16 protein-coding genes are annotated in these 20,259 nt (G+C 70.7%); 6 read left to right on the forward strand and 10 right to left on the reverse strand.

All coding sequences use genetic code 11. The features are described from left to right. Window positions 1-13 precede the first annotated feature (13 nt). The 5 genes from ACESM1_RS16175 to ACESM1_RS16195 are packed head-to-tail and all read left to right on the forward strand — an operon-like array spanning window position 14 to window position 4,340. Window positions 14-1,117, forward strand: coding sequence for an ABC transporter substrate-binding protein (locus ACESM1_RS16175; RefSeq protein WP_372621740.1), 1,104 nt, complete (start codon window positions 14-16; stop codon window positions 1,115-1,117). A gap of 10 nt (window positions 1,118-1,127) precedes the next feature. After that, window positions 1,128-1,904, forward strand: a complete 777-nt coding sequence (locus ACESM1_RS16180) for an ABC transporter ATP-binding protein (RefSeq protein ID WP_372621742.1) — start codon at window positions 1,128-1,130, stop codon at window positions 1,902-1,904. Continuing rightward, window positions 1,901-2,734, forward strand: coding sequence for an ABC transporter permease (locus ACESM1_RS16185; protein ID WP_372621743.1), 834 nt, complete (start codon window positions 1,901-1,903; stop codon window positions 2,732-2,734). The genes ACESM1_RS16180 and ACESM1_RS16185 overlap by 4 nt, the downstream gene beginning before the upstream one ends. A gap of 2 nt (window positions 2,735-2,736) precedes the next feature. Then, on the forward strand, window positions 2,737-3,561 hold the full coding sequence (locus ACESM1_RS16190) for a D-glutamate cyclase family protein (RefSeq protein WP_372621745.1): 825 nt from the start codon (window positions 2,737-2,739) through the stop codon (window positions 3,559-3,561). Further along, window positions 3,558-4,340 carry an aldolase/citrate lyase family protein gene (locus ACESM1_RS16195; protein WP_372621747.1) on the forward strand — a complete coding sequence of 261 codons (783 nt, stop codon included), beginning with the start codon at window positions 3,558-3,560 and terminating at the stop codon, window positions 4,338-4,340. The genes ACESM1_RS16190 and ACESM1_RS16195 overlap by 4 nt, the downstream gene beginning before the upstream one ends. Window positions 4,341-4,368: 28 nt before the next feature. Here ACESM1_RS16195 and ACESM1_RS16200 read toward each other — a convergent pair whose 3' ends face one another. The 5 genes from ACESM1_RS16200 to ACESM1_RS16220 form a co-directional block, all read right to left on the reverse strand. Then, window positions 4,369-5,958 carry an ABC transporter substrate-binding protein gene (locus ACESM1_RS16200; protein WP_372621749.1) on the reverse strand — a complete coding sequence of 530 codons (1,590 nt, stop codon included), beginning with the start codon at window positions 5,956-5,958 and terminating at the stop codon, window positions 4,369-4,371. Between the two features lie 29 nt (window positions 5,959-5,987). Further along, window positions 5,988-7,349 carry an LLM class flavin-dependent oxidoreductase gene (locus ACESM1_RS16205; protein ID WP_372621751.1) on the reverse strand — a complete coding sequence of 454 codons (1,362 nt, stop codon included), beginning with the start codon at window positions 7,347-7,349 and terminating at the stop codon, window positions 5,988-5,990. A 77-nt stretch (window positions 7,350-7,426) separates the two neighbouring features. Beyond that, window positions 7,427-8,851, reverse strand: coding sequence for a M20 family metallopeptidase (locus tag ACESM1_RS16210; protein ID WP_372621753.1), 1,425 nt, complete (start codon window positions 8,849-8,851; stop codon window positions 7,427-7,429). Window positions 8,852-8,870: 19 nt separating this feature from the next. Continuing rightward, on the reverse strand, window positions 8,871-10,574 hold the full coding sequence (locus tag ACESM1_RS16215) for a M28 family peptidase (protein WP_372621755.1): 1,704 nt from the start codon (window positions 10,572-10,574) through the stop codon (window positions 8,871-8,873). A 38-nt stretch (window positions 10,575-10,612) separates the two neighbouring features. After that, on the reverse strand, window positions 10,613-12,019 hold the full coding sequence (locus ACESM1_RS16220; protein ID WP_372621757.1) for a M20/M25/M40 family metallo-hydrolase: 1,407 nt from the start codon (window positions 12,017-12,019) through the stop codon (window positions 10,613-10,615). A 136-nt stretch (window positions 12,020-12,155) separates the two neighbouring features. On the opposite strand from ACESM1_RS16220, the gene ACESM1_RS16225 reads away from it, so the two are divergent. Further along, window positions 12,156-13,514 carry an MmgE/PrpD family protein gene (locus ACESM1_RS16225; RefSeq protein ID WP_372621758.1) on the forward strand — a complete coding sequence of 453 codons (1,359 nt, stop codon included), beginning with the start codon at window positions 12,156-12,158 and terminating at the stop codon, window positions 13,512-13,514. A 167-nt stretch (window positions 13,515-13,681) separates the two neighbouring features. Here the strand turns inward: ACESM1_RS16225 and ACESM1_RS16230 are convergent, their stop codons facing one another. The 5 genes from ACESM1_RS16230 to ACESM1_RS16250 form a co-directional block, all read right to left on the reverse strand. Further along, window positions 13,682-15,418, reverse strand: coding sequence for a M28 family peptidase (locus ACESM1_RS16230; protein WP_372621760.1), 1,737 nt, complete (start codon window positions 15,416-15,418; stop codon window positions 13,682-13,684). Window positions 15,419-15,497: 79 nt separating this feature from the next. After that, window positions 15,498-16,256: a D-glutamate cyclase family protein gene (locus tag ACESM1_RS16235; RefSeq protein WP_372621762.1), complete on the reverse strand. Its 759-nt coding sequence runs from the start codon at window positions 16,254-16,256 to the stop codon at window positions 15,498-15,500. Next, a complete protein-coding gene (locus ACESM1_RS16240) occupies window positions 16,253-17,272 on the reverse strand; it encodes an amidohydrolase family protein (RefSeq protein ID WP_372621764.1) in 1,020 nt (339 codons plus the stop codon). The genes ACESM1_RS16235 and ACESM1_RS16240 overlap by 4 nt, the downstream gene beginning before the upstream one ends. Beyond that, window positions 17,269-18,366 (reverse strand): oligogalacturonate lyase family protein, encoded by a 1,098-nt coding sequence (locus ACESM1_RS16245; RefSeq protein ID WP_372621765.1) that lies wholly within the window; start codon window positions 18,364-18,366, stop codon window positions 17,269-17,271. Before ACESM1_RS16245 ends, ACESM1_RS16240 begins: the two co-directional genes overlap by 4 nt. Continuing rightward, a complete protein-coding gene (locus ACESM1_RS16250; RefSeq protein WP_372621767.1) occupies window positions 18,363-20,255 on the reverse strand; it encodes a TRAP transporter permease in 1,893 nt (630 codons plus the stop codon). Before ACESM1_RS16250 ends, ACESM1_RS16245 begins: the two co-directional genes overlap by 4 nt. Window positions 20,256-20,259: the final 4 nt, after the last annotated feature.

A 20,259-nucleotide genomic window follows, 5' to 3' on the forward strand; every position in this document is an offset into this window, starting at 1 on the left:
CAGGGAGACAGAAATGACCGCCTTCAACAGGATCCGCCTGGCGCGGCGTGAGATGCTGGAAGCCGCGGCCTCGCTCGGCGGCATCGCCGCGCTGCAGGGCATGGGCACGGTGTTCGGCATGATGGCGAAGCCGGCACAGGCGCAAGGGTTGGGCAGCGTGACCTCGCTGCGCTCCACCTCCAAGAGCTGGCTCTGGGCGGCGGAGGATTACGGCGTCGCGCGGAAGCACTTCGAGGGCAGCGGACTGACGGTCGAGCAGGCCTCGACGCAGCGCGGCGTGAACCACGATGCGCTGATCGGCGGCGCGGCGGACATCCTGCTCGGCTCGCCGATCCAGAACATGCGCGTGCAGTTCCGCAACCAGCCTGTCGTGCTGATCCTCAGCATGGTGAACAAGTTCGCCTCCAACATCGTCATCCGGAAGGAGATCGCCGACCGGCTGGGCGTGACGGAGCAGTCGCCGCTGGAAGCCAAGGGCGCGGCGCTGAAGGGGCTGAAGATCGGCACCACCGGCTCGGGCGGCGGGCCGGACCAGCTGGTGCGCTGGGCGATGCGGCGCGCCGGGTTGAACCCCACCACCGATGCGCAGCTCACCCCGGTGCGCGGCGGCGCGGCGATGATCGCGGCGATGGAGCGCCAGCAGATCGACGGCTTCTGCCTCTCCTCGCCGACCTCCGACATCGCGATCCAGCGGGCGGGCGCGACCTACCTGTTCAACATGGCGACCAACCCGCCGGCGCAGCTCGCCGACTTCCCCTATATCGGCGCCGCGGTGACGCAGGAGACGCTGCGCAACAAGGGCCCGCAGCTGACCGCCTATTGCCGCGGCATCGCGCTGGCGCTGCGGCAGATCCACCAGGACCCCGCTGACTTCAAGGCCTGGTCGAAGGGCTGGTTCGAGGGCATGACGGACGCGCTGTTCAACGTCTCCTTCGACAACAACGTGCCGATCTACCAGCGCGACCCGGTGCCGACGCAGGCCGGCTTCCAGGCCAATGTCGAGTTCCTCGACGAGGATCTGAAGTCCATCGGCCAGCCCGGCGTGCCGGATGGCTACACGCTCCAGAAGGCCTACGATCTGCGCTTCGTCGAGCAGGCGATGCGGCAGCTGGGCTGAGGCGCGGCGCTTGGCCATCGAGGTCCGCGGAGTCTCGAAGCATTTCGTCCGCAACCAGCGTGAGGTGGTTGCGATCGAGGATCTGAGCCTGACGATCGAACGGGGCGAGTTCGTCGCCCTGGTCGGTCCGTCGGGCTGCGGCAAGTCCACGCTGCTCAACATGATCGCCGGCATCCTGGACTGCACCGGCGGCACCATCGTGCATGACGGGCAGCAGGTGAAGGGCGTGAACCGCCAGGTCGGCTACATGACGCAGGCGGAAAGCCTGCTGCCCTGGCGCACGGCGGAGCAGAATGTGTGGCTGCCGCTCGAGATCCGCGGCGCGCCGCGCGCGCAGCGTGCGGACCGCGCGGCGGCACTGCTGGAGATGGTGAACCTCAAGGGCTTCGGCGGGCATTTCCCGAACGAGCTCTCCGGCGGCATGCGCAAGCGCGTGGCACTGGCGCAGGTGCTGGCCTACGAGCCCGAGACGCTGCTGATGGACGAGCCCTTCGGCGCGCTGGATGCGCAGCTCAAGATGGTGATGCAGGAAGAGCTGCTGAAGATCTGGGAGCGCACTCGCAAGACGGTGGTCTTCGTCACCCATGACCTGGCAGAGGCGATCGCGCTGGCGGATCGCGTGGTGGTGTTCACCGGCCGGCCGGGCCGCATCAAGCTGATCGAGCAGATCGACCTGCCGCGTCCGCGCGACGTGTTCCGCGTGCGCTTCCATCCGCGCTTCCAGGACATCTACGAGCGGCTCTGGCAATCGCTGGAGGCCGAGATCAGGCTGGGGGAATCGCTATGAGCTTCAGCGCTGCCGAAGGGGCCGATTCCGGCGGGCTGCGCGGCTCCCGCGCGGTGGTCGAGGAGGAGCTGCGCACCGCGCGCCGCCGGCGCTTCCTCAAGGCGATCCAGATCGGCGTCGGCGTGGCGTTCCTGCTGTTCTGGCAGCTCGCCTCCGGCCCGCTGATCGACCCGTTCTTCGCCTCCTCCCCGCTCGAGGTCGCGGCGAAGCTGGTCACCTGGGTGGAGCGGGGAATCCTGCTGCGCAACCTGGGCATCACGCTCTACGCGATGCTGGCGGGCTTCGTCATCGGCTCCCTGATGGGCTTCGTCGTGGGCTTCCTGTTCGGCCGCTACGAATCGCTCTCGGCGATCTTCGATCCCTACATCACCGCCTTCTACAGCCTGCCGAAGATCGCCCTCGCCCCGCTGTTCATCATGTGGTTCGGCATCGGGATCGAGAGCAAGATCGCGATGTCGGCGATCATCGTGTTCTTCCTGGTGTTCCTGAACACCTATTCGGGCGTGCGCGACGTCTCTGCGGTGCACATCAACGCCGCGCGCATCATGGGCGCGTCGGAGCTGCAATTGCTGCGCATCGTCATCGCGCCCTCCGCCGCGGCCTGGGTGCTGGCGGGGCTGAAGGTCTCGGTGCCCTACGCGCTGATCGGCGCGGTGGTCGGCGAGTTCATGTCGGCCAACCGCGGCATCGGCTTCCTGATTGCCGAGGCCAGCGCGCAGTTCGACACCGGCGGCGTCTTCGCCGGGCTGATGGTGCTTGCGGTGGTCGGCATCATCCTCTCCGAGATCATCAAGCGCATCGAGCGCCGCATCCTGCGCTGGAGGCTCTGACCATGCCGGACGGTGCGCTGTCGAGGCGTGCGGAGCTGCACGACGTGCCGGCGCGCGTGGTGCGGGAGGCGATCCGCTCGGGGCGCTGGCGCGGCACCACGCATGACATGGCGCGCGGCCATGTGCAGGCGAACCTGGCCATCCTGCCCGAGAGATACGCGCTGGACTTCATGCGCTTCTGCCTGCGCAACCCGAAGCCCTGTCCGCTGCTGGACGTGACCGACACCGGCAACCCGGAACCCGCGCGCGTCGCACCCGGCGCCGATCTGCGCAGCGACCTCTCGCGCTACGTCATCTATCGCGACGGGAAGAAGGTGGAGGAGGTGGGCGACATCCGCGCGCTGTGGCGGCCGGACCATGTCGGCTTCGTCATGGGGTGCAGCCTCTCCTTCGATGCGGCGCTGACCGATGCGGGCATCGACCCGGCGCAGCTCAGGCGCGGCGAGCCGGGCGTGCAGGCGCGCATCCCGGTCTACACCTCCGCACTGCAATGCGTTCCCGCCGGCCCGTTCCAGGGACCGCTGGTGGTGAGCCTGAAGCCGGTGCCGCGGCACCTGGCGGCGGAGGTGGAGGCGGTGACCTCGCGCTACCCGCTGGCGCATGGCGGGCCGGCGCATGTCGGCGACCCGGCGGCGATCGGCGTGGATCCGTCGCGCGCCGAATGGACCGGGCCGTGCACGATCGGGCCTGACGAGGTGCCGATGTTCTGGGCCTGCGGCGTCACGCCCCAGGCGGTCGCGCTCGCCGCCGGCATTCCGGAGATGATCACCCATGCGACCGGGCACATGTTCCTCACCGATCTGACGCTCGCGGATATCCGGCGATGAGCGGGGCCTATCCGCGCAACGCCGTGATGGAGGGGATCGCTTCCGGTCGGCGCTCGCTCGGCCTTTCCATCCGCATGGGCCGCGGGATGGAGGCGGTGGCGGCGGCGAAGGCGGCCGGCTTCGACTGGCTGTTCCTCGACCTCGAGCACGGGCCGCAGAGCTACGACCAGTTCTCGCAGATGGCGCTCGGCGCGCTGGCCAGCGGCATCGCGCCCTTCGTGCGCGTCGGCGGGCACGAGCCGTTCCATGCCAACCGCGCGCTGACCAACGGCGCGCTCGGCGTGTTCTTCCCGCATGTGGACACCGCCGAGCAGGCCGCCGCCTGCGCCGCCGCGGCACGCTTCGGGCCGGAGGGCATCCGCGGCGTGCCGGCGATCTTCCCGCATCTCGGCTTCGAGAAGCCGCCGCTGTCCGAGGCGGCGCCGCGGATGAACGCACTGACCACGGTGATCGCGATGATCGAGAGCGGCGAGGCGATCGCCAATGCCGATGCCATCGCCGCGACGCCGGGCGTGGATATCCTGTTCATCGGCGCGTCGGACCTGACGGTCGAGCGCGGCAAGCCCGGCGCCTATGCCGATCCGGAGATCCGCGCGGCCTTTGCCGCAGTGGCGAGCGCCTGTGCCAAGCATGGCAAGGTCGCGGGGTTCGGTGGCGTCGGCGATCCGGCGATCACGGCGGAGCTGTTCGCCGCGGGCTATCGCTTCATGCTGGCCGGCAACGACCTTGACCTGTTCATGCTCGGCGCGAAGGCGCGGGTGGGCGCGCTGCGCGCATAGGCCGGGGTCGGACCGGCCTGGCGGCGCCTCATCGCGGACGGATCGTGGTGGCGAAGGTGTACTGGTCCCCGCGCGGCGTCAGCGTCAGCCCGCGCCGCACGCCGTAGGATGCGCGCAGCGAGAAGATCGGCAGGATCGCCTTGTCCTCGATGGCGATGCGCGCCGCCTCGCCCATCGCGCGCTCGGCCTCGGCCGGGTCGAAGATGGTGTCCACGCGCCGCAGGGCCGCATCGAAGGCCGGGTTGGAGTAGCGGCCGCGATTCAGCGAGCCGAAGCCGCTCTGCCTGTCGCGGGTGTGCAGGATCGTCGCCATCGTCTCGCTGGCTACGCCGGTGGAGGAGGCGAAGATGGCCTGGAAGGCGGTGAATTCCGGCTCGGTCGTCGCGTTGCCGTTGGCGCGGCGGAAGAACACCGCCGCGGGCAGCGCGTCCACCGTGGTGCGGATGCCCACGGCGGTCAGCATCTGACCCACCGCCTGGCAGGTCCGCGCATCGCCGGGGAAGCGATCATTGGTGCAGTGGATGGTCAGGCCGAAGCCGTTGGGATGGCCGGCCTCGGCGAGCAGGGCGCGCGCCCGCGCCGGATCGAAGGGCAGCACCGGCAGGCCGGGATCATGGCCGATGAAGCCGGGACCGGCGAACTGCCCGATGGGGTCGGCGGACCCTTCCATCGCTCGCTCGGCCAGCGCCTCCCGGTTGAGGGCGAGGCTCATCGCCTCCCGCACGCGCCGGTCGCGGATCGGGCTCTGCGGCAGCGGCTGGCCGTCCGGGCCGGTGGCGTACTGCACCTGCTGCCGGTGGTGGTCGAGATACATGTAGAGCGTGAACAGCCCCGGCGTGGTGACCAGCTCCGCACGGTCGCTCTCCCGCACGCGGCCGTAGAGCGAGGCGGGAACGTTGTCGATCACGTCGGCGTCGCCGGCCAGGAGTGCCGCGACGCGCGCGCTGTCGTTGGTCATGAAGCGGAAGGTCACGCGCTGCCAGGGCTCGGCCGGCGTGCGCCAATGGCTGCCGGCGCGCTCCAGCACCACGGACTGCCCGGGCGTGTAGTTGACCCAGCGGTAGGGACCGGTGCCGAGCGCGGCGCGGCCGCCGTTGAACTCGGCCTCGCCGGCGCCTTCGGCGGCGCGGGCGGAGACGATGGCGATCACCGCCATCTGCGAAGGCAGCAGCGGCGCGGGGCCATTGGTGCGGATGACGATGGTGCGCGCATCCTTCGCCTCGGCCGAGGCGACGCTGCGGGTCTGCGCGACGAAGGTGCGGAGCCCGGTGGCGGCGCGCGCGCGGCGAATGGAGAACACCACGTCATCGGCCGTGACCGGCGTGCCGTCGTGGAACTTCAGCCCCTCGCGCAGCGTGAACTCCCAGGTGGTCGGGTCCACGTTCCGCCAGGCGGAGGCCGCGCCCGGCCTGATGCGCATGAACTCGTCCTGCAGCACCAGCGGTTCATAGACATGCAGCTGCACGTTGCGGTTGGGCGTGTAGTTCTGGTGCGGGTCGGACCCCGTGACCGCCGCCTTGAAGCCGATCGTCAGCTCCTGCGCCGCGAGCGGTGCGGCGAGGGCAAGAGGCGCGATGAGGGTCGTGGCGAGGGCCAGCGATCTGCGACGTATCGTCATGTCGTTCGTCTCCGCCATGTCGTTGAGGATCAATCGGCTGCCTGCGCGGCGGCGCGGACCAGCGCCGCGCGCCGATGGGTGGGCCAGGGCACGCCGAGGTTCTCGCGCAGGGTGCGCCCTTCGTATTCTGTTCGGAACAGTCCGCGCCGCTGCAGCTCCGGCACCACCATGTCCACCACATCGGCAAGCCCGCCGGGCAGCCAGGGCGGCAGGATGTTGTAGCCATCGGCCGCCTCGCGCTCGAACCAGTCCTGCATGGCGTCGGCGATGTCGGCGGGCGTGCCGACCACGGTTCGGTGGCCGTTGCCGGCGGCGACCAGCGTGTAGAGCTGGCGGATGGTCAGGTTGTCGCGCTTCGCCAGGTCCAGGAAGATCTGGGCGCGGCTGCGCATGCGCGGGTCGATCGCGTCCGGCACCGGCCCGTCCACGTCATACGCCGAAAGGTCGCCCATGACGCGGGAGAGCTGGTTGAGCCCGAGCAGCGGGTCCAACAGGTTCTGCAACTGCTCGTGCTTGTCCTGCGCTTCCTGTCGCGTGCGGCCGGGCACCGCGAGGATGCCGGGCAGGATCTTCAGGTGGTCCGGATCGCGCCCGTACCGCGCCATGCGGCCCTTCACGTCGCGGTAATAGGCCTGCGCCGCGTCGAGCTCCTGCGAGGCGGCATAGAGCGCATCCGCGGTCGCCGCCGCCAGCTCCCGCCCCTGGTCGGAGGCGCCGGCCTGGAAGATGACCGGATGGCCCTGCGGCGTGCGCGCGACGTTCAGCGGGCCGGCGACGGTGAAATGCGCGCCCTTGTGGTTGAGCACATGCAGCTTGCTCTCGTCGTAGTTCACGCCGGAGGCCTTGTCGCGGATGAAGGCGTCGTCCTCCCAGCTCTCCCACAACCCGCGCACCACCTCGACGAACTCGGCGGCGCGGTCGTAGCGCTTGTCGTAGTCGGGTGCCTTGGCGAAGCCGAAATTGCGCGCCTCGGTGTCGGTGAAGGAGGAGACGACGTTCCACCCTGCGCGCCCGCCGCTGATATGGTCCAGCGAGGCGAATTTGCGCGCGACGTGATAGGGCTCGTTGTAGGTGGTGGAGGCGGTGGCGACCAGGCCGACGCGCTCGCTGGTCATCGCGAGCGCCGAGAGCAGCGTCAGCGGCTCGAACACCACGTTCTTCGAGGAACGCGCCAGCGCGCCCTTCGGCTCGTCCTGCGCGCGGATGCCGACGCCATCGGCGAGGAAGACGAGGTCGAACTTGCCGCGCTCCGCGATGCGCGTCACGTCCACGTAGTGGGAGAGCTTCATGTTGCCGGCCGGGTCCACATCGGGGTGCCGCCAGGCAGCCATGTGGTAGCCCAGCCCGATCATGGAGACGCCAAGCTTCATCTGCCGTCGCGTCACGCTCATCGCCTCATCCCTGCACCGATCGCAGACACGAAGCGTGCCGCCTCGTGCCTCCTGCCGCAAGCCGCCTTACTCGCCGGTCACTCCGCCAGCGACATGCCGAGCGCCGGCTTCGCATCGGCCGGCAGCGGGCTCTCGTACGGCTTGCCGCCGGTGCGGGCCTGGTGGTCGGCCTTCGCCTTGGCGATCAGGTCCGGGTTGCGCAGCGCATCCACCGCGGTGCCGGCCATCACCTTCGCCACATGCACCATGCCGGTATGCGCCGCCGGCGCCTTGCCCTGCGCCACCACCTGCCAGGAATGGCCCGGCGTGCCGATGGCATAGGTCGCGCCGCGCGCCTGCACCGTCGGCACCTTCCAGGAAACGTCGCCGACATCGGTGGAGCCGACCATGCCCGCGCCCTTCGTGCCGAGCGGCACGATCAGGTCGCACAGCGACTTGCCCTTCTCCGGCGTCAACCCCTGCCGGCGATAGGCCGAGACGATATCCTCCTCGCGCAGCGTCTTCTGGATCTCGGCGGCATAGGCGCGATCCGCCTCGCTGAACTGCGGCGGGCCCAGGCGCTGGTAGTTGTCGTGCATCGCCTGCTCCAGCGGCGTGTTGCCGAGCAGGTTGGAAACGGCGCTGATCACCTGCGTGGAGACAGTGGTCTCCGTCATCAGCGCGGCGCCATCGGCGATCTTGCGCACGCGCGTCACCAGGCCGCGCAGTTCCTCCAGGTTCCGCGCACGGATGAGGTAGCGCACCTTGGTCTTCGCCTGCACCACGTTCGGTGCGATGCCGCCGGCGTCGAGATAGGCATAGTGGATGCGCGCATCGGAAGGCATGTGCTCGCGCATGTAGTTCACGCCGACATTCATCAGCTCGATCGCGTCCAGCGCCGAGCGCCCGAGATGCGGCGAGGAGGCCGCATGCGCCGCGCGGCCGGTGAAGGAGAAGTCGATGCGGGTGTTGGCGAGCGAGGAGGGCTCGTTCACGCCGGAGAAGCAGGCCGGGTGCCAGGAGATGGCGAGGTCCACATCGTCGAAGGCACCGTCGCGGACCATGAACCCCTTGGCGGCGCCGCCTTCCTCGGCGGGGCAGCCGTAGTAGCGGATGCGGCCGGGCAGGTTGTTCGCGCGCAGCCAGTCCTTCACCGCCGAAGCCGCCATCAGGCTCGCCGCGCCCAGCACGTTGTGGCCGCAGCCATGCCCGTAGGTGGAACCCTCCATGGGCCGCTTCTCAGCGATGCCGGCTTCCTGGCTGAGGCCCGGCAGCGCATCGTATTCGCCGAGGATGGCGATCACCGGGCCATCCTCGCCCCACTCGCCCATCAGCGCGGTGGGAATGCCGGCCACGTCGGTGGTGACGCGGAAGCCCTCGGCCTCCAGCATCTCGCGATGCGCGGCGGCGGAGCGGTGCTCGTCGTAGCAGAGCTCGGGCGTTCCCCAGACACGGTCGCTGAGTGCCGCGTAGGGCTCCTTGCGGTCGTCCACCAGGCGCCAGACCTGCTCGTCGTTGCGCATCGCGCGATCCTCCGGTGTATCAGCTCAGTGCGGCCAGCGCGTCGTCGAGCGCCTGCTTCGCCTCGCGCAGCGCGAAGGCGACGCGATTGCGCGCGCGCAGCGCATCCACCGCCGCGAATTTCTCGGCATCCGATCCGGCGGACGTGGCAGCGAGGTCGCGGATCGGCTGCAGCGTCGCCCAGGCCGGCATCGGCAGCGCATGCGGATGCAGGAAGCGGTCGCCATTGGTGTAGTCCGCCGGCACCAGCGCGCGGGAGGCGCGCATCAGCGCCGCGCTCGCCGCCGCCGCCGCCGCGGTGTCGCGCGGGCTGCGCTTCGCGACGCTTGCCGCCGCGTCGCGCACTGCGGTGGCGCCGGTGACCAGCGGCGAGACATCGAGGCGGCCGTCCAGCGCCTTGGCCAGCGGTGCGAGCTCGACCAGCAGCGCCTCCGCCGTCGCAGCGTGGTCGAGCGGCACGACGGGCGAGGCGAGCAGGCGCCAGACCACCTGCGTCAGCACGCGCGCATCGCGCACCAGGTTGGCCTCGTCCACCTTGTCGATCAGGTCGTGCGGCGTGTGCCACCACCAGCCGAGCGCGTTGCGTGCCTGCTCATGCTTCTGCGCCTGCTCGCTGATCGAGCCGAGCATGGACGGAATGCCGATGCCGACGAAGCTCTCGTCGCTGCTGCGCGCCTTGCGCTTGCCCTTGTAGCTCTGGTTGGTGTGCGCCTCCACCGCCTGTGCGGCCAGGTGCTTCAGCTCCGTCATCGCCGCGGTGTTGGACAGCACCGTCGCGCCGACGCCGCCGAGGCTGTCCACGTTGACATGCGCGACGCAGCGCCGGTCGAGCTCGTCCCAATGCGCATCGGCATACCAGGCTGAGCCGGAATAGCGGCCATGCGAATGGCCCGACCAGAAGCACACGCGCAAGCCCCGCTGCCACTCGTTGCGCTGCGCGAAGCAGAGCCGAGCGGCCTCCATCATGCCGGCATCGGCCGAGCCATTGTCCATCACGCCATAGTACCAGGTGTCGTGGTGCCCGGAGAGCAGGACGAAGGGCTCCTCCGCGCCGCCCTTCGGGCCATCGGCCTCCGCCACCAGGATCGGCGTCTTGCGCCAGCCGGTGTCCACCTCCGCGTGCAGCGTGACCACCGGCTTCCCCCCGGCGGCCAGCGCATCGCGGATGGCGCCGCCATCGGCATTGTTGACGCTGCACACCACGGTGTTCGGCATGCCGCCGCGCGTGCTGGCGGAAGGATTGCCCCACACCGGCGAGATGCACATCTCGTGGATGTGCTCATGGTGGCTGATGTGCAGCTGCCCGGCCGCGCCGGCCTCGGTCGCGCGCTGGGAAACGGCGGGCGTCGCCATGCCCTCCACCAGCACGATGCGGCCCTTCACCTCCTTGCCCGCGAAATCCGCCTCCGTGCCGTGGCCGACATAGACCGGCACGCCGGAAAGCCCGCCGGTTGGCGAAGGCTGCGAGAAGGATTGCGTGATGGCGGTGATCGCCTTGCCGTCCACCTCGACGCGCGCCTTGCCGGGCAGGCTGATGAAGGCGTCATGCATCAGGATCTTCGTGCGGAAGCCGTAATCCGCCATGCGCTTCTCGAGGAAGCGCAGCGCCTCCAGTTCCTCCGCCGTGCCGGACAGCTTCACCCAGCGCGCGATCTCGCGCAAATTCGCCATCATCTCGGGGCCGCTGACGGCCTCCGTGGGTGGCGTGGGCAGCGCATCGGTCATCGGGATCCTCCTGTCGTCCGTGGCTTCACCGCGATGTGCTATCGGCGGCGCGGGGCGAGACCTTCGCCGATGTCCCACCAGATGCCGGCCATCAGGCCGAGCCCCTCGCGCAGCAGCGGCGCCAGCGCGTGCTCGTCCGGGCCATGCTGGTTGCAACCGGCGTAGCTGTTCGGGATCCAGATCACCGGGATGCCCAGCTCCTCCTGGAACATGTCGGAGGGGTTGGAGCCCGAGGAGTTCGGGATGATGTTCGGCGCGCGGCCCGCCGTGCGCGTCATCGACTCCGCGACCATGCCGACCCAGGGGTCGTCGGGGTCGGTGCGCGACGCGCCGAACATGTCGCGCTCCAGCACCGGCTCCAGTTGCACGGCCTGGAAGCCATGCGCATCGAGGTGGCGCCGCAAGGCGGGCACGATATCGGCGCCGCGGACATCGGCGGTGTGCCGCACCTGCAGCCGCGCGCGCGCCTCGCCCTGCACGGCGTTGGTCGGCGCATCCGGGTGGCCGGTCAGCGCGGCCAGCACGATCACGCTGGTCCAGCCGAAGATCTTCTCGGCCTTGGTCAGGCCGGGCTCGCCCCAGCCGGCATCGGGTTCGGGCAGGCCGGGGATGTCCTCGAAGACGATGCCGGCGATGGCGCGCTTCACCGCGGCGGGAATCTCCCTGGGCGTCCATCCCTCGACCAGGATACGGCCCTGCCGCGTGACGATGGTGGAGAGCGCATGCGCCAGGACGAAGCCGGGGTCGGCGAGCACGCCGCCCCAATGGCCGGAATGATGCGCGTGGTCGCGCAGATGCACGATCAGATCGAAGGCGACGCCGCCGCGCGCGCCGAGCTTCATCTCCGGCATGAAGGTGGTCTGGCGCGGGCCGTCGAGGCCGATGAAGACGTCGCTGGCGAGTCTCTCCTTCTCGGCGCGCAGCAGCTCGCGCAGGCCAGGGGAGCCCTGCTCCTCGCCGGTCTCGACCAGCACTTTCGCATTGAAGCCGAGCCGGCCGCCGCGCTCGGCCATCACCGCGCGCAGCGCCTCGATGGCGATGAGGTGCTGGCCCTTGTTGTCCACCGTGCCGCGCCCGTACCACTTGTCGCCCTGCACGGTCACCTGCCAGGGATCGAGCCCGCCGGTCCACTTGTTCGCCAGGCCGCGCACCACGTCGCCATGGCCATAGACCAGCACCGTCGGCAGCGCGGGATCCTCGATGCGGGTGGCGACGAAGACCGGGCCACGGCCGTCGCGCGGATTGTCGAGCACCACGGGATCGAAGCCCATGCCCTGCATCAGCGCGGGCATCGTCTCAGCGCAATAGCGCGTGAGGGCGGGGAGGCTGTCCGGCATCTGGCTTTCGGTCGGCACCGCGACCAGGCGGCGCAGCTCGTCGAGGAACCGGCCGCCGTCGAAACACTGCGTCGCGCGCGCCATCGCGCCGTCCCGCGAAGCTGCCATGCCACCGCTCTCCATTTTCTCCTCGGAGGATGTTGGCACCGTTACCCGTCGGCCGGGAAGCCCGGCCCCGCAGGGTGCTTGCAGTGGCACGCAGGCCATCGGCAAGCTGTGCCCGGGTTGTCCAGGGAGGCGGGGCATGGCCGAGGCGGGCGCGACGCGGCGGATCGCAGAGTGGGTCGCGGAGGTGCCCCGCGCACGGACGGCACAGGTGGCAGGATTGGCGGCCGACGGCATGCGCGACGCCATCGGCTGCATCCTCGCCGGCGCGGGGGAGGAGACGCCGCGCCGCGTGGCGGCCGCCGTTGCGCGCTGGGGCGGTGGGCAGGCGCGGGTGGTCGGCAGCGGGCAAGGCCTGGCGGCGCCATGGGCGGCACTGGTGAACGGCGCGGCGGCGCATGTGCTTGACTACGACGATACCTTCGCGCCGCTCTCGGGCCATGCGACGGCGGTGCTGGTGCCGGCGATCCTGGCGCTGGGCGAGGAGACCGGCGCGAGCGGGCCGGAGCTGCTGGATGCGCTGGTGGTCGGGCTGGAAGTGATGGCCTGCGTCGGCCGCGGCGTGAATCCGCGCCACTATGCGCTCGGCTGGCATGCGACGGCGACGATCGGCGCGATCGGAGCGGCCGGCGCCTGCGCGCGGCTGCTGCGCCTGCCCGCGCGGGCGACCTGCGATGCGCTGAGCCTCGCCGTCAGCATGGCCGCCGGCACGCGGATGCAACTCGGCGCGATGGCGAAGTCGGTGCATGCGGGGCTGGCCGCGAAGGCCGGCGTGCTGGCGGCGGCGATGGCGGCCGAGGGCGTCGGCGGCGCGGCGGAGGCGCTGGAAGGCCAGTGGCGCTTCGCCGAGATGTTCGCCGGCCGCCCCGCGCCGGACGGCGCGTTCGATCCGCCTGGCGACAATGCGAAGCTGGCGATCGAGGCGGTGGGCATCAGCTACAAGGCGTATCCGACCTGCGCGGCGACGCACCTCTCGCTGGATGCGCTGCTCGCGCTGCGGGCGGCGACGAGCTTCGGCGCGGAGGATGTGGCGGCGATCGAGACGGAGCTGCCGATGGTGCTGCGGCGCAACCTGATGCATCCGCGGCCGACGACCGGGATGGAGGCGCGGTTCAGCATGGAATACTGCCTGGCAGCCGCCGCCACGCAGGGCCGGCTGGGGCTGGACGATTTCGAGGGCGATGCGATCCATCGCGCGCCGATCCGCGTGCTGATGCCGCGCATCGAGATGCGCGGGCTGCCGGAGGCGGACGGCGCACCGCCACCGGCGACCAGCGTGCGGGTAACGCTGCGCGACGGCCGCGTGCTGGACGAGACGCGCGAGATCCGCCGCGGCGCGCCGGAGAACCCGATGACGCAGGCGGATCACGCGGCGAAGTTCCGCGACTGCGCGGCCCGCATGCTGCCGGCAGAACGAGTGGATACGGCCGCCGCCGCCATCGCCGCGCTGGCGGCTGGTGGCGGTGCGCGAGGGCTGCTGGACGCGCTGGTGCGCTGATACCGGCGGCAGGATGGGCTGACCTGCGGCCGCCGAAGGCGGCCGAGGCCGCGAATGCGGCCCGCGGCGTGTGCCGCGAAGCCAAGCGGCCGGAGGCCGCGCCCGGCGACTGAGGGCAAAAGAAGGCTCATGCCAACGGCCAACGGAGTTGGCCGTTGGCATGAGCGTCAGCGCGCCAGGCGCGTCGCGGCCCGCATCGCAGCGACGTAGCGGTTCTGGCCGCGCATCAGCTGCGTCTTCGCGAAGCCGAGCATCTGGCCGCTGTGGTTGCGCAGCTCCGTCGCCACGGCGAGGCAGGGCAGGGGCGGCACGGTGACGGCGGGGTCATGCGTGAAGCGCGGGCCATTGGTGAAGTTCACCGGCACCAGGATGCGCGCCAGTCCCTTGAGCACCGCATTCGCGCGTGCCGCCGGAACGGTGCCGGACGCCGCATCGGCGTGCAGCTTCGCCACCGCGGCGCGGAACTCCGCCGTTGCTTCCACCGCGGGCGTCAGATCGGCATGGTCGCCGGCTTCCTTGGCGTAGCGCGCCACGGTCGCGGCGAACTCGTCGGCGGTGGCGACGAAATCGAAGGGCAGGATCTCCGGCTGCGTCACCCGCAGCACGGAGAGCAGGTAGATGCGGATGTCGCGGAGAAGGTTGTCGCGGTCTGCGATCTCCAGCGTGTCGTTCTCGGTGTGCCAGGCGATGTTGCCGCCGCAGCCGGAGACCTCGTAGTAGCCCTTCTCCCGGCGCAGATCGTCCGGCATGGTCGAGCTCAGCATGTAGAAGCTGGTGATGCCGATGTTGCTGAAGCTGTAGTCGCCCGCCTGCTTCGGCCGCTTGGTGCCGAAGGGCGCATCCGGCACGACATCGTGGATCGCCTGGCGCACCAGGGCCAGCGTCTCCGACATGGTGGTGGTGTCGTGGAAGCAGCTGGCCCAGCGGCAGCCGGGGCTGTCGCAATTGACCTGCGCCACGCAGTGCTCGTCGAGCTCGATGCCGAAGGCGTCCGCATACCAGGTGCTGCCGGCATAGCGGCCCGTGGAGTGGCCGGGCCACCAGCAGATGCGCACGCCGCGCTTCAGCTCGCCGCGATTGGCCCAGAGGATGCGTGCGATCTCTAGCAGCGTGGCATTGCCCGTGGCGTTGTCGCCGACGCCGACATCCCAGCTGTCATAATGGCCGTGCAGCAGCACGAAGTCCTTGCTGCCATCGGCGGCGGGGATGTCCACCATCGGGATCTTCTGCGGGAAGAGGCCTTCCAGCAGCTCGCTGCGGATGGTGGCGCTGCCGCCCTGGAGTGCGAGCGCGTTCAGCGCCTCGCCCGATTCCTTGTTCACCGTCGCCATCGGGATCTTCGGCTTGCGCGGCAGGTCGTCCAGGTCCGGCGTGCCCCAGATGGTCGTGCAGGTGCCCCAGTGCACGTCCACCCCCGGATTGGCCGCGATCACGCCGACGCCGCCCCATTCCTCGACCAGCGAGGCCAGGGCGGGATTGCCGAAGCCCTCGGTGATCAGGATCTTCCCGGCCACCTTCGCTCGCGCCTCCGCCTCATCCGCGATGGCGCCGCCGAACAGCTCCTTGATGTCGCGCGAGTAGGAACGCAGCGCCTTCGGGTTGGCCGGCAGATAGACCAGCGGCGCAGTGCGCCCTTCCGGCACCGGCAGCGAGGAGGTCGGCGGCTTGGCGCGGTGGATGACGCCGCCCGCCTCCACCGAGGCGGAGAGCGGCACGGCCAGGTAGATCTCCGGCATGTGCAGCGTGACCGGCACGCCGAGCCGCTCCAGTCGCTGCGCGATCATGTCGGCGCCGCGGTTCACATCCTCCGGCATCCAGCGCGGCGTGCGGGAGAAGGCTTCCACCAGCTCCCACGGCGCCTCCAGCGAGACCTGGTCGAGAAGGCGGCGTTCCAGCGCGTTCATGGCATCCTCGGCTTGCATCCTGCGGTGCCGCGCAGGCTGGCACCCCGCGCGCCACGCGTGAAGATGGCCGTGCTGCCGGTCAGGCCATCACCGCATCCGCCGGCAGGTCGGTGATGAAGCTGTGCGCCGGCGCGTGGGTGATCATCAGCTCCGGCCGCGCGGCCTCGGCCGCGGCCTGGGGCGTGACGCCGCAGGCCCAGAACACCGGCACGAATCCCGCAGGCAGCGGCGGCACGGGGCCGCCGAACAGCGGGTTGGCAAGGTCGGCGCCGATCGCCGCCGGGTCGCCGATATGGATCGGCGGGCCGTGGTTGTGCGGGAAGCGCGACGTGACCTCCACGGCGCGGATCGCCTGCGCGGGGGTGAGCCAGCGCATCGTCGCGACGAGCGGGCCGCGGAACGGCCCGGCGGGCTCGGTGGGCAGCGTGGTGTTCACCACCCAGCGATGCCGGTCGGTCGGCACGCCCGCGCGTTCCAGCGCGCCGTCGAAGGTGATGCCGGAGCCGATCAGCACCATCACCAGGTCGTCGCGCCAGAGGTCGCCGATCTCCGTGCGGTCGGGCTGCCGCTCGCCATGCAGCCAGATGGCGTAGCGCGCCAGGTCGGTGCGGATGTCGGCGCCCGGCGCCAGCCGGCGCGGCACCGGATCGCCGGGATCGCCGATCTCCATCACCGGGCAGGCGCGCTGGTTGCGCTGGCAATAGACCAGGAAGTCATAGGCCCTGGCCCGCGGCAGGATCACCAGGTTGCATTGCACATAGCCGAGCGCCAGGCCACGGCTGCTGCCGGTGAGCTCGCCGCGGCGGATCAGCGCGCGGATGCGCTGCGGCTCGATCATGTGGCGTGCCGCGGCGCCAGCAGTGCGCCGAGCGTGCCGTGCATCACCTGCGCGCGTGTCGCGTCATCCAGCGCGAGCGCATCCAGGCCGGCCAGCGTCTCCCGCACCAGATAGGCGCCGCCCTCGGCGTCGAAGGGGAAGTCGCTGGCGAACATGACGCGCTGCGCGCCGAAGAAATCGAGACCGCAGCGCATCGCGCCCACCTCGCCGGAGAGGGCGGTGTCGGCGAAGAACTCGCGGAAATACGCGATCGGCTCGCGCACCAGGCGTGGTCCGAGCAGCGACGCATCCGCCGACGGCGTGCGGCTGCCCATGTCGCGGCCCCAGCCCTGCCGGATGCGGCCGGCAAAGTAGGGGATCATCGCGCCCATGTGGTGAGTCACCACGCGCAGCCCCGGATGCCGGTCGAACAGGCCGGAGAAGACCAGCCGCGCCATCGCGGCGCTGCTGTCATAGGGCCAGCCGAAGCACCACCAGATCTCGTGCCGCGACGCCGTCTCGCTGCGGTAGTCCGGGACATCCGGGCCGCGCACGGGATGCAGCCAGATCGCCCAGCCGAGCGTGGCGATGGCATCGAACAGCGGGACGAAGGCGGGATCATCCAGCGGCCGGCCCAGGATATGCGTGGGTATCTGCACGCCGCGCGCACCCATCGAGGCCGCGCGCTGCGCTTCCGCGATCGCCGCCTCGGGATCGAGCAGGGAGAGGCTGGCGATCCAGCCGACGAAGCGGTCCGGGTGGCGCGCCGCGAGCTCCGCCAGCCCGTTATTGGCGATGCGCGCGACCTCCGCGGCTTCCTCCGCCGGCACCAGCTCCTCGATCGGCGGCATGGAGAGGGTGAGAAGCTGCCGGTAGGGCGCGAAGCGGTCCATCAGGCGGAAGCGCGCATCCAGGTCGAACAGCGTCGTCATCGTCAGCCAGCGCTTCAGCCGGCCGGTCTCCGAATGGTGCCGGCGCAGCCGGGCGAGATAGGCGGGCGGCAGGATATGCGTCCAGCCGTCGATGCGTTCGCTCATCCGCCCTCGTCCGGCAGAACCTCGTAGAGCTGCGCATGCCCGGTGCGGTCGGAGGTGAAGACGACGCGCGATCCATCCGGCGAGAAGCGCGGATGCGGATGGGTGTGCTGCGCCGCCTCCACGGCTACCGGGCCGTCATTGTAGGGGAAGGGACCGCCCCAATGCGCGCCCTGCGAGGAGGCTTCCGATGCGCAGAGGAAACTCGCCTCGCCATCGCCCTCGACCGGCAGCAGGTGCAGGCCGCGATCGGGGAAGGTGGTGTCGCAGACGATGCGCGAACCGGCGGCGTCGGAGACCGCGTGCCAGGCGGGAAACCTGGTGATCCAGCGCGTCGCGCCGCTGTCGGCGTGCACCGCCTGCATGCCGCGCGGCCAGTCCACGAAGGCGATCTCGCGCCGGCCGGGTATCCAGGTTTCGTGGGTGATCCACTGCATCCGGTCCTCGCGTGCATAGGCCCGGCGGTTCTTCGCGCCGCTGCGGTCCGTCAGCCAGACGCGATCGGTCATCGGGCCGGCATAGAGGATCAGGTCCTCGTCATCGGGGCAGAATTGCGGATGGCCGATGGTGTCGCGCTCCAGGAAGATGCCGACGGCGCCTGCCTCGGTGTCGATCAGCACGAAGCGCGTCACCGGCCCGGTGCGCACCGGCACCGCCCACCAGCGGCCGCTGGCGGAGAGCGCTGTGGTGCCCATGGCGGCGCCGACCATGCCCTTCTCGCGCATCTCCACCGCGCCGAAGGAGGCGAGCTCCTCCTCCTCGAAGGTTTCGAGGTCGGTGCGGAAGGCGGCGGTGCCGGCGGTGTAGTAGACGAAGCGGCCGCAGGGCGAGGGATGCACCGACCATTCGGCGAGCCCGGCGCGGTCGGTCGCCTGCACCAGCCGGCCCGTCGCGCGCTCCTCGAAGAAGACCTGCGGCGTGCCGCTGCGATGGGAGACGAAGACGAGCTTCGTCATCGCCCGGTCCCAGGCCGGCACGAAGAAGAAGGGATGATGGTGGATCGAGGGATGGTCGGTGACCTGCCGGACCAGCCGGCCGCTCCGCGCATCGCGCGCCGTGCGCGCCTCGGCCGGCCAGGTGCGGCCACGATCGCTCATGGCGTGCGGCTCGCGCGGCGTGCGGCAGGCAGCGCCAGGCCGAAGCCCGGCAACCGCCAGGCGAGCAGGAGGAACATCGCCGCCAGGCCGTTCGCCATCCACCATGGCGTGGAGCCGGTCGGGTAGAGGATGGCGACCAGCCCGCAGGCGAGCAGCAGCGCGCGCTCCGGCCAGGCGAGCGGGCGCGTCGCCTGGCCCACCACGCCGGCGGCCCAGACGCTGGTGGAGAGCAGCAGGCCGGCGCTCGCCAGCAGCACCTGCCACAGGCCGCCCTGCGCCAGCAGCGCCGGATCGGCGATGAAGCCGAGCGGGATGAGGAAGCAGACGAAGCTCATCTGGAAGGCGCGCAGGCTGGTCGCCATCACCGGCGATTGCGCCAGCCCCGCCGCGGCGTAGGAGGCGAGCGCGACGGGCGGCGTCACCATGGACAGCACGCAGTAGTAGAGCACGAAGAAATGCGCGGCCAGCGGCGGCACGCCGAAATGCTGCACCGCCGGCACGAACAGGATCGCGCCGATGATGTAGGCGGCCACCGTCGGCAGCCCCATGCCCATGATGATGCAGCCGAGGATCACCAGCAGCAGCGCGCCGCCGAGCGAATCGCCGCCGGCCGACATCAGCCCTGCGGCGAATTTCAGCGCCAGGTTCGACTGGATGGCGACCGCGATGACGATGCCGACGGCGCCGATCGGCACCGCGATCTCCGCCGCCTGCCGACCGACATCGGCGATGATCTTGGGCGTGTCGAGCAGCACGCGCCAGCCCGCCGGGCCGAAGGGCGCGATGGCGAGGCAGCCGAGGGTGGCGTACATCGCCGCACTCGGCGCCGACCAGCCGAGCGCCAGCGCGCCGATCAGCACCACCAGCGGCGCCAGCAGCACCAGGCGCGGCAGCACCGGCGGAATCGCCTCGATCGCCGAGCGCTCGATGGTGCCGAGGCCGGTGCGCCGGGCGTAGAGATCCGCGCTGATGAACAGCGCGGCGTAGAAGGCGAGCGCCGGGATCAGCCCCGCCAGCGCGATCTGCGCATAGGGGATCACCAGCAGCTCCGCCATGACGAAGGCCGCGACGCCCATGATCGGCGGCATCAGCTGCCCGCCGGTGGAGGCGATGGCCTCGGTGGCGGCGGCGCGTTCGGCGGGGATGCCGGAGCGGCGCATCAGCGGGATGGTGAAGACGCCGGTGGCGGTGACGTTCGCCACCGCGCTGCCGGAGATGGTGCCCATCAGCGAGGAGCCGATGATCGCGACCTTCGCCGATCCGCCGCGCGCCGTGCCGACCATCCGCGCGGCGAGATCCACGAACAGCGAGCCGCCGCCGATCGCCGAATACACCACGCCGAAGGCGACGAAGTAGAAGACGAAGCCGACCGAGGTCTCGGTGGTGACGCCGAGGATCCCGCTGGTGGACATCGTCAGGATCTCGATCGCCTCCGGCAGCGCGAAGCCGCGGAAGCCCGCCGCCCCCGGCAGCACGAAGCCCGCCATGCCGTAGAGCAGGAAGGCGAGCAGCACCGCCACCAGGATGCCGCCGACGGCACGCCGCACGCCCTCGATCAGCAGGGCGATGAACAGCACGCCCATGCCGACGTCGAGCGGCAGGACCGGGTCCACCATGTCGATGCGGTTCGCCAGGCGCTCCGTGCTGTCCCAGTAGTACCAGGCCACCGCGGCGACGCCGGCGAGGCACAGCGCATCCAGCCCGCGTCGCAGCACCACCGGCAGCGCGGGCGTGCGCAGCGGCTGCCAGAGGAACAGCAGGAACAGCGCGGTAATCAGATGCGCCGGCCGCTCCACCAGCGGCGCCTGCGGCGCGGCGAGGATCCAGTACTGGAAGGCGCAGAAGCCCGCGCCCACCCAGAGCCTTGGATCCAGCGCCGCCCGCAGCATCAGC

The sequence above is a fragment of the Falsiroseomonas sp. genome (assembly GCF_041690465.1).
In the GTDB taxonomy this organism is placed as follows: Bacteria; Pseudomonadota; Alphaproteobacteria; order Acetobacterales; family Acetobacteraceae; genus Falsiroseomonas.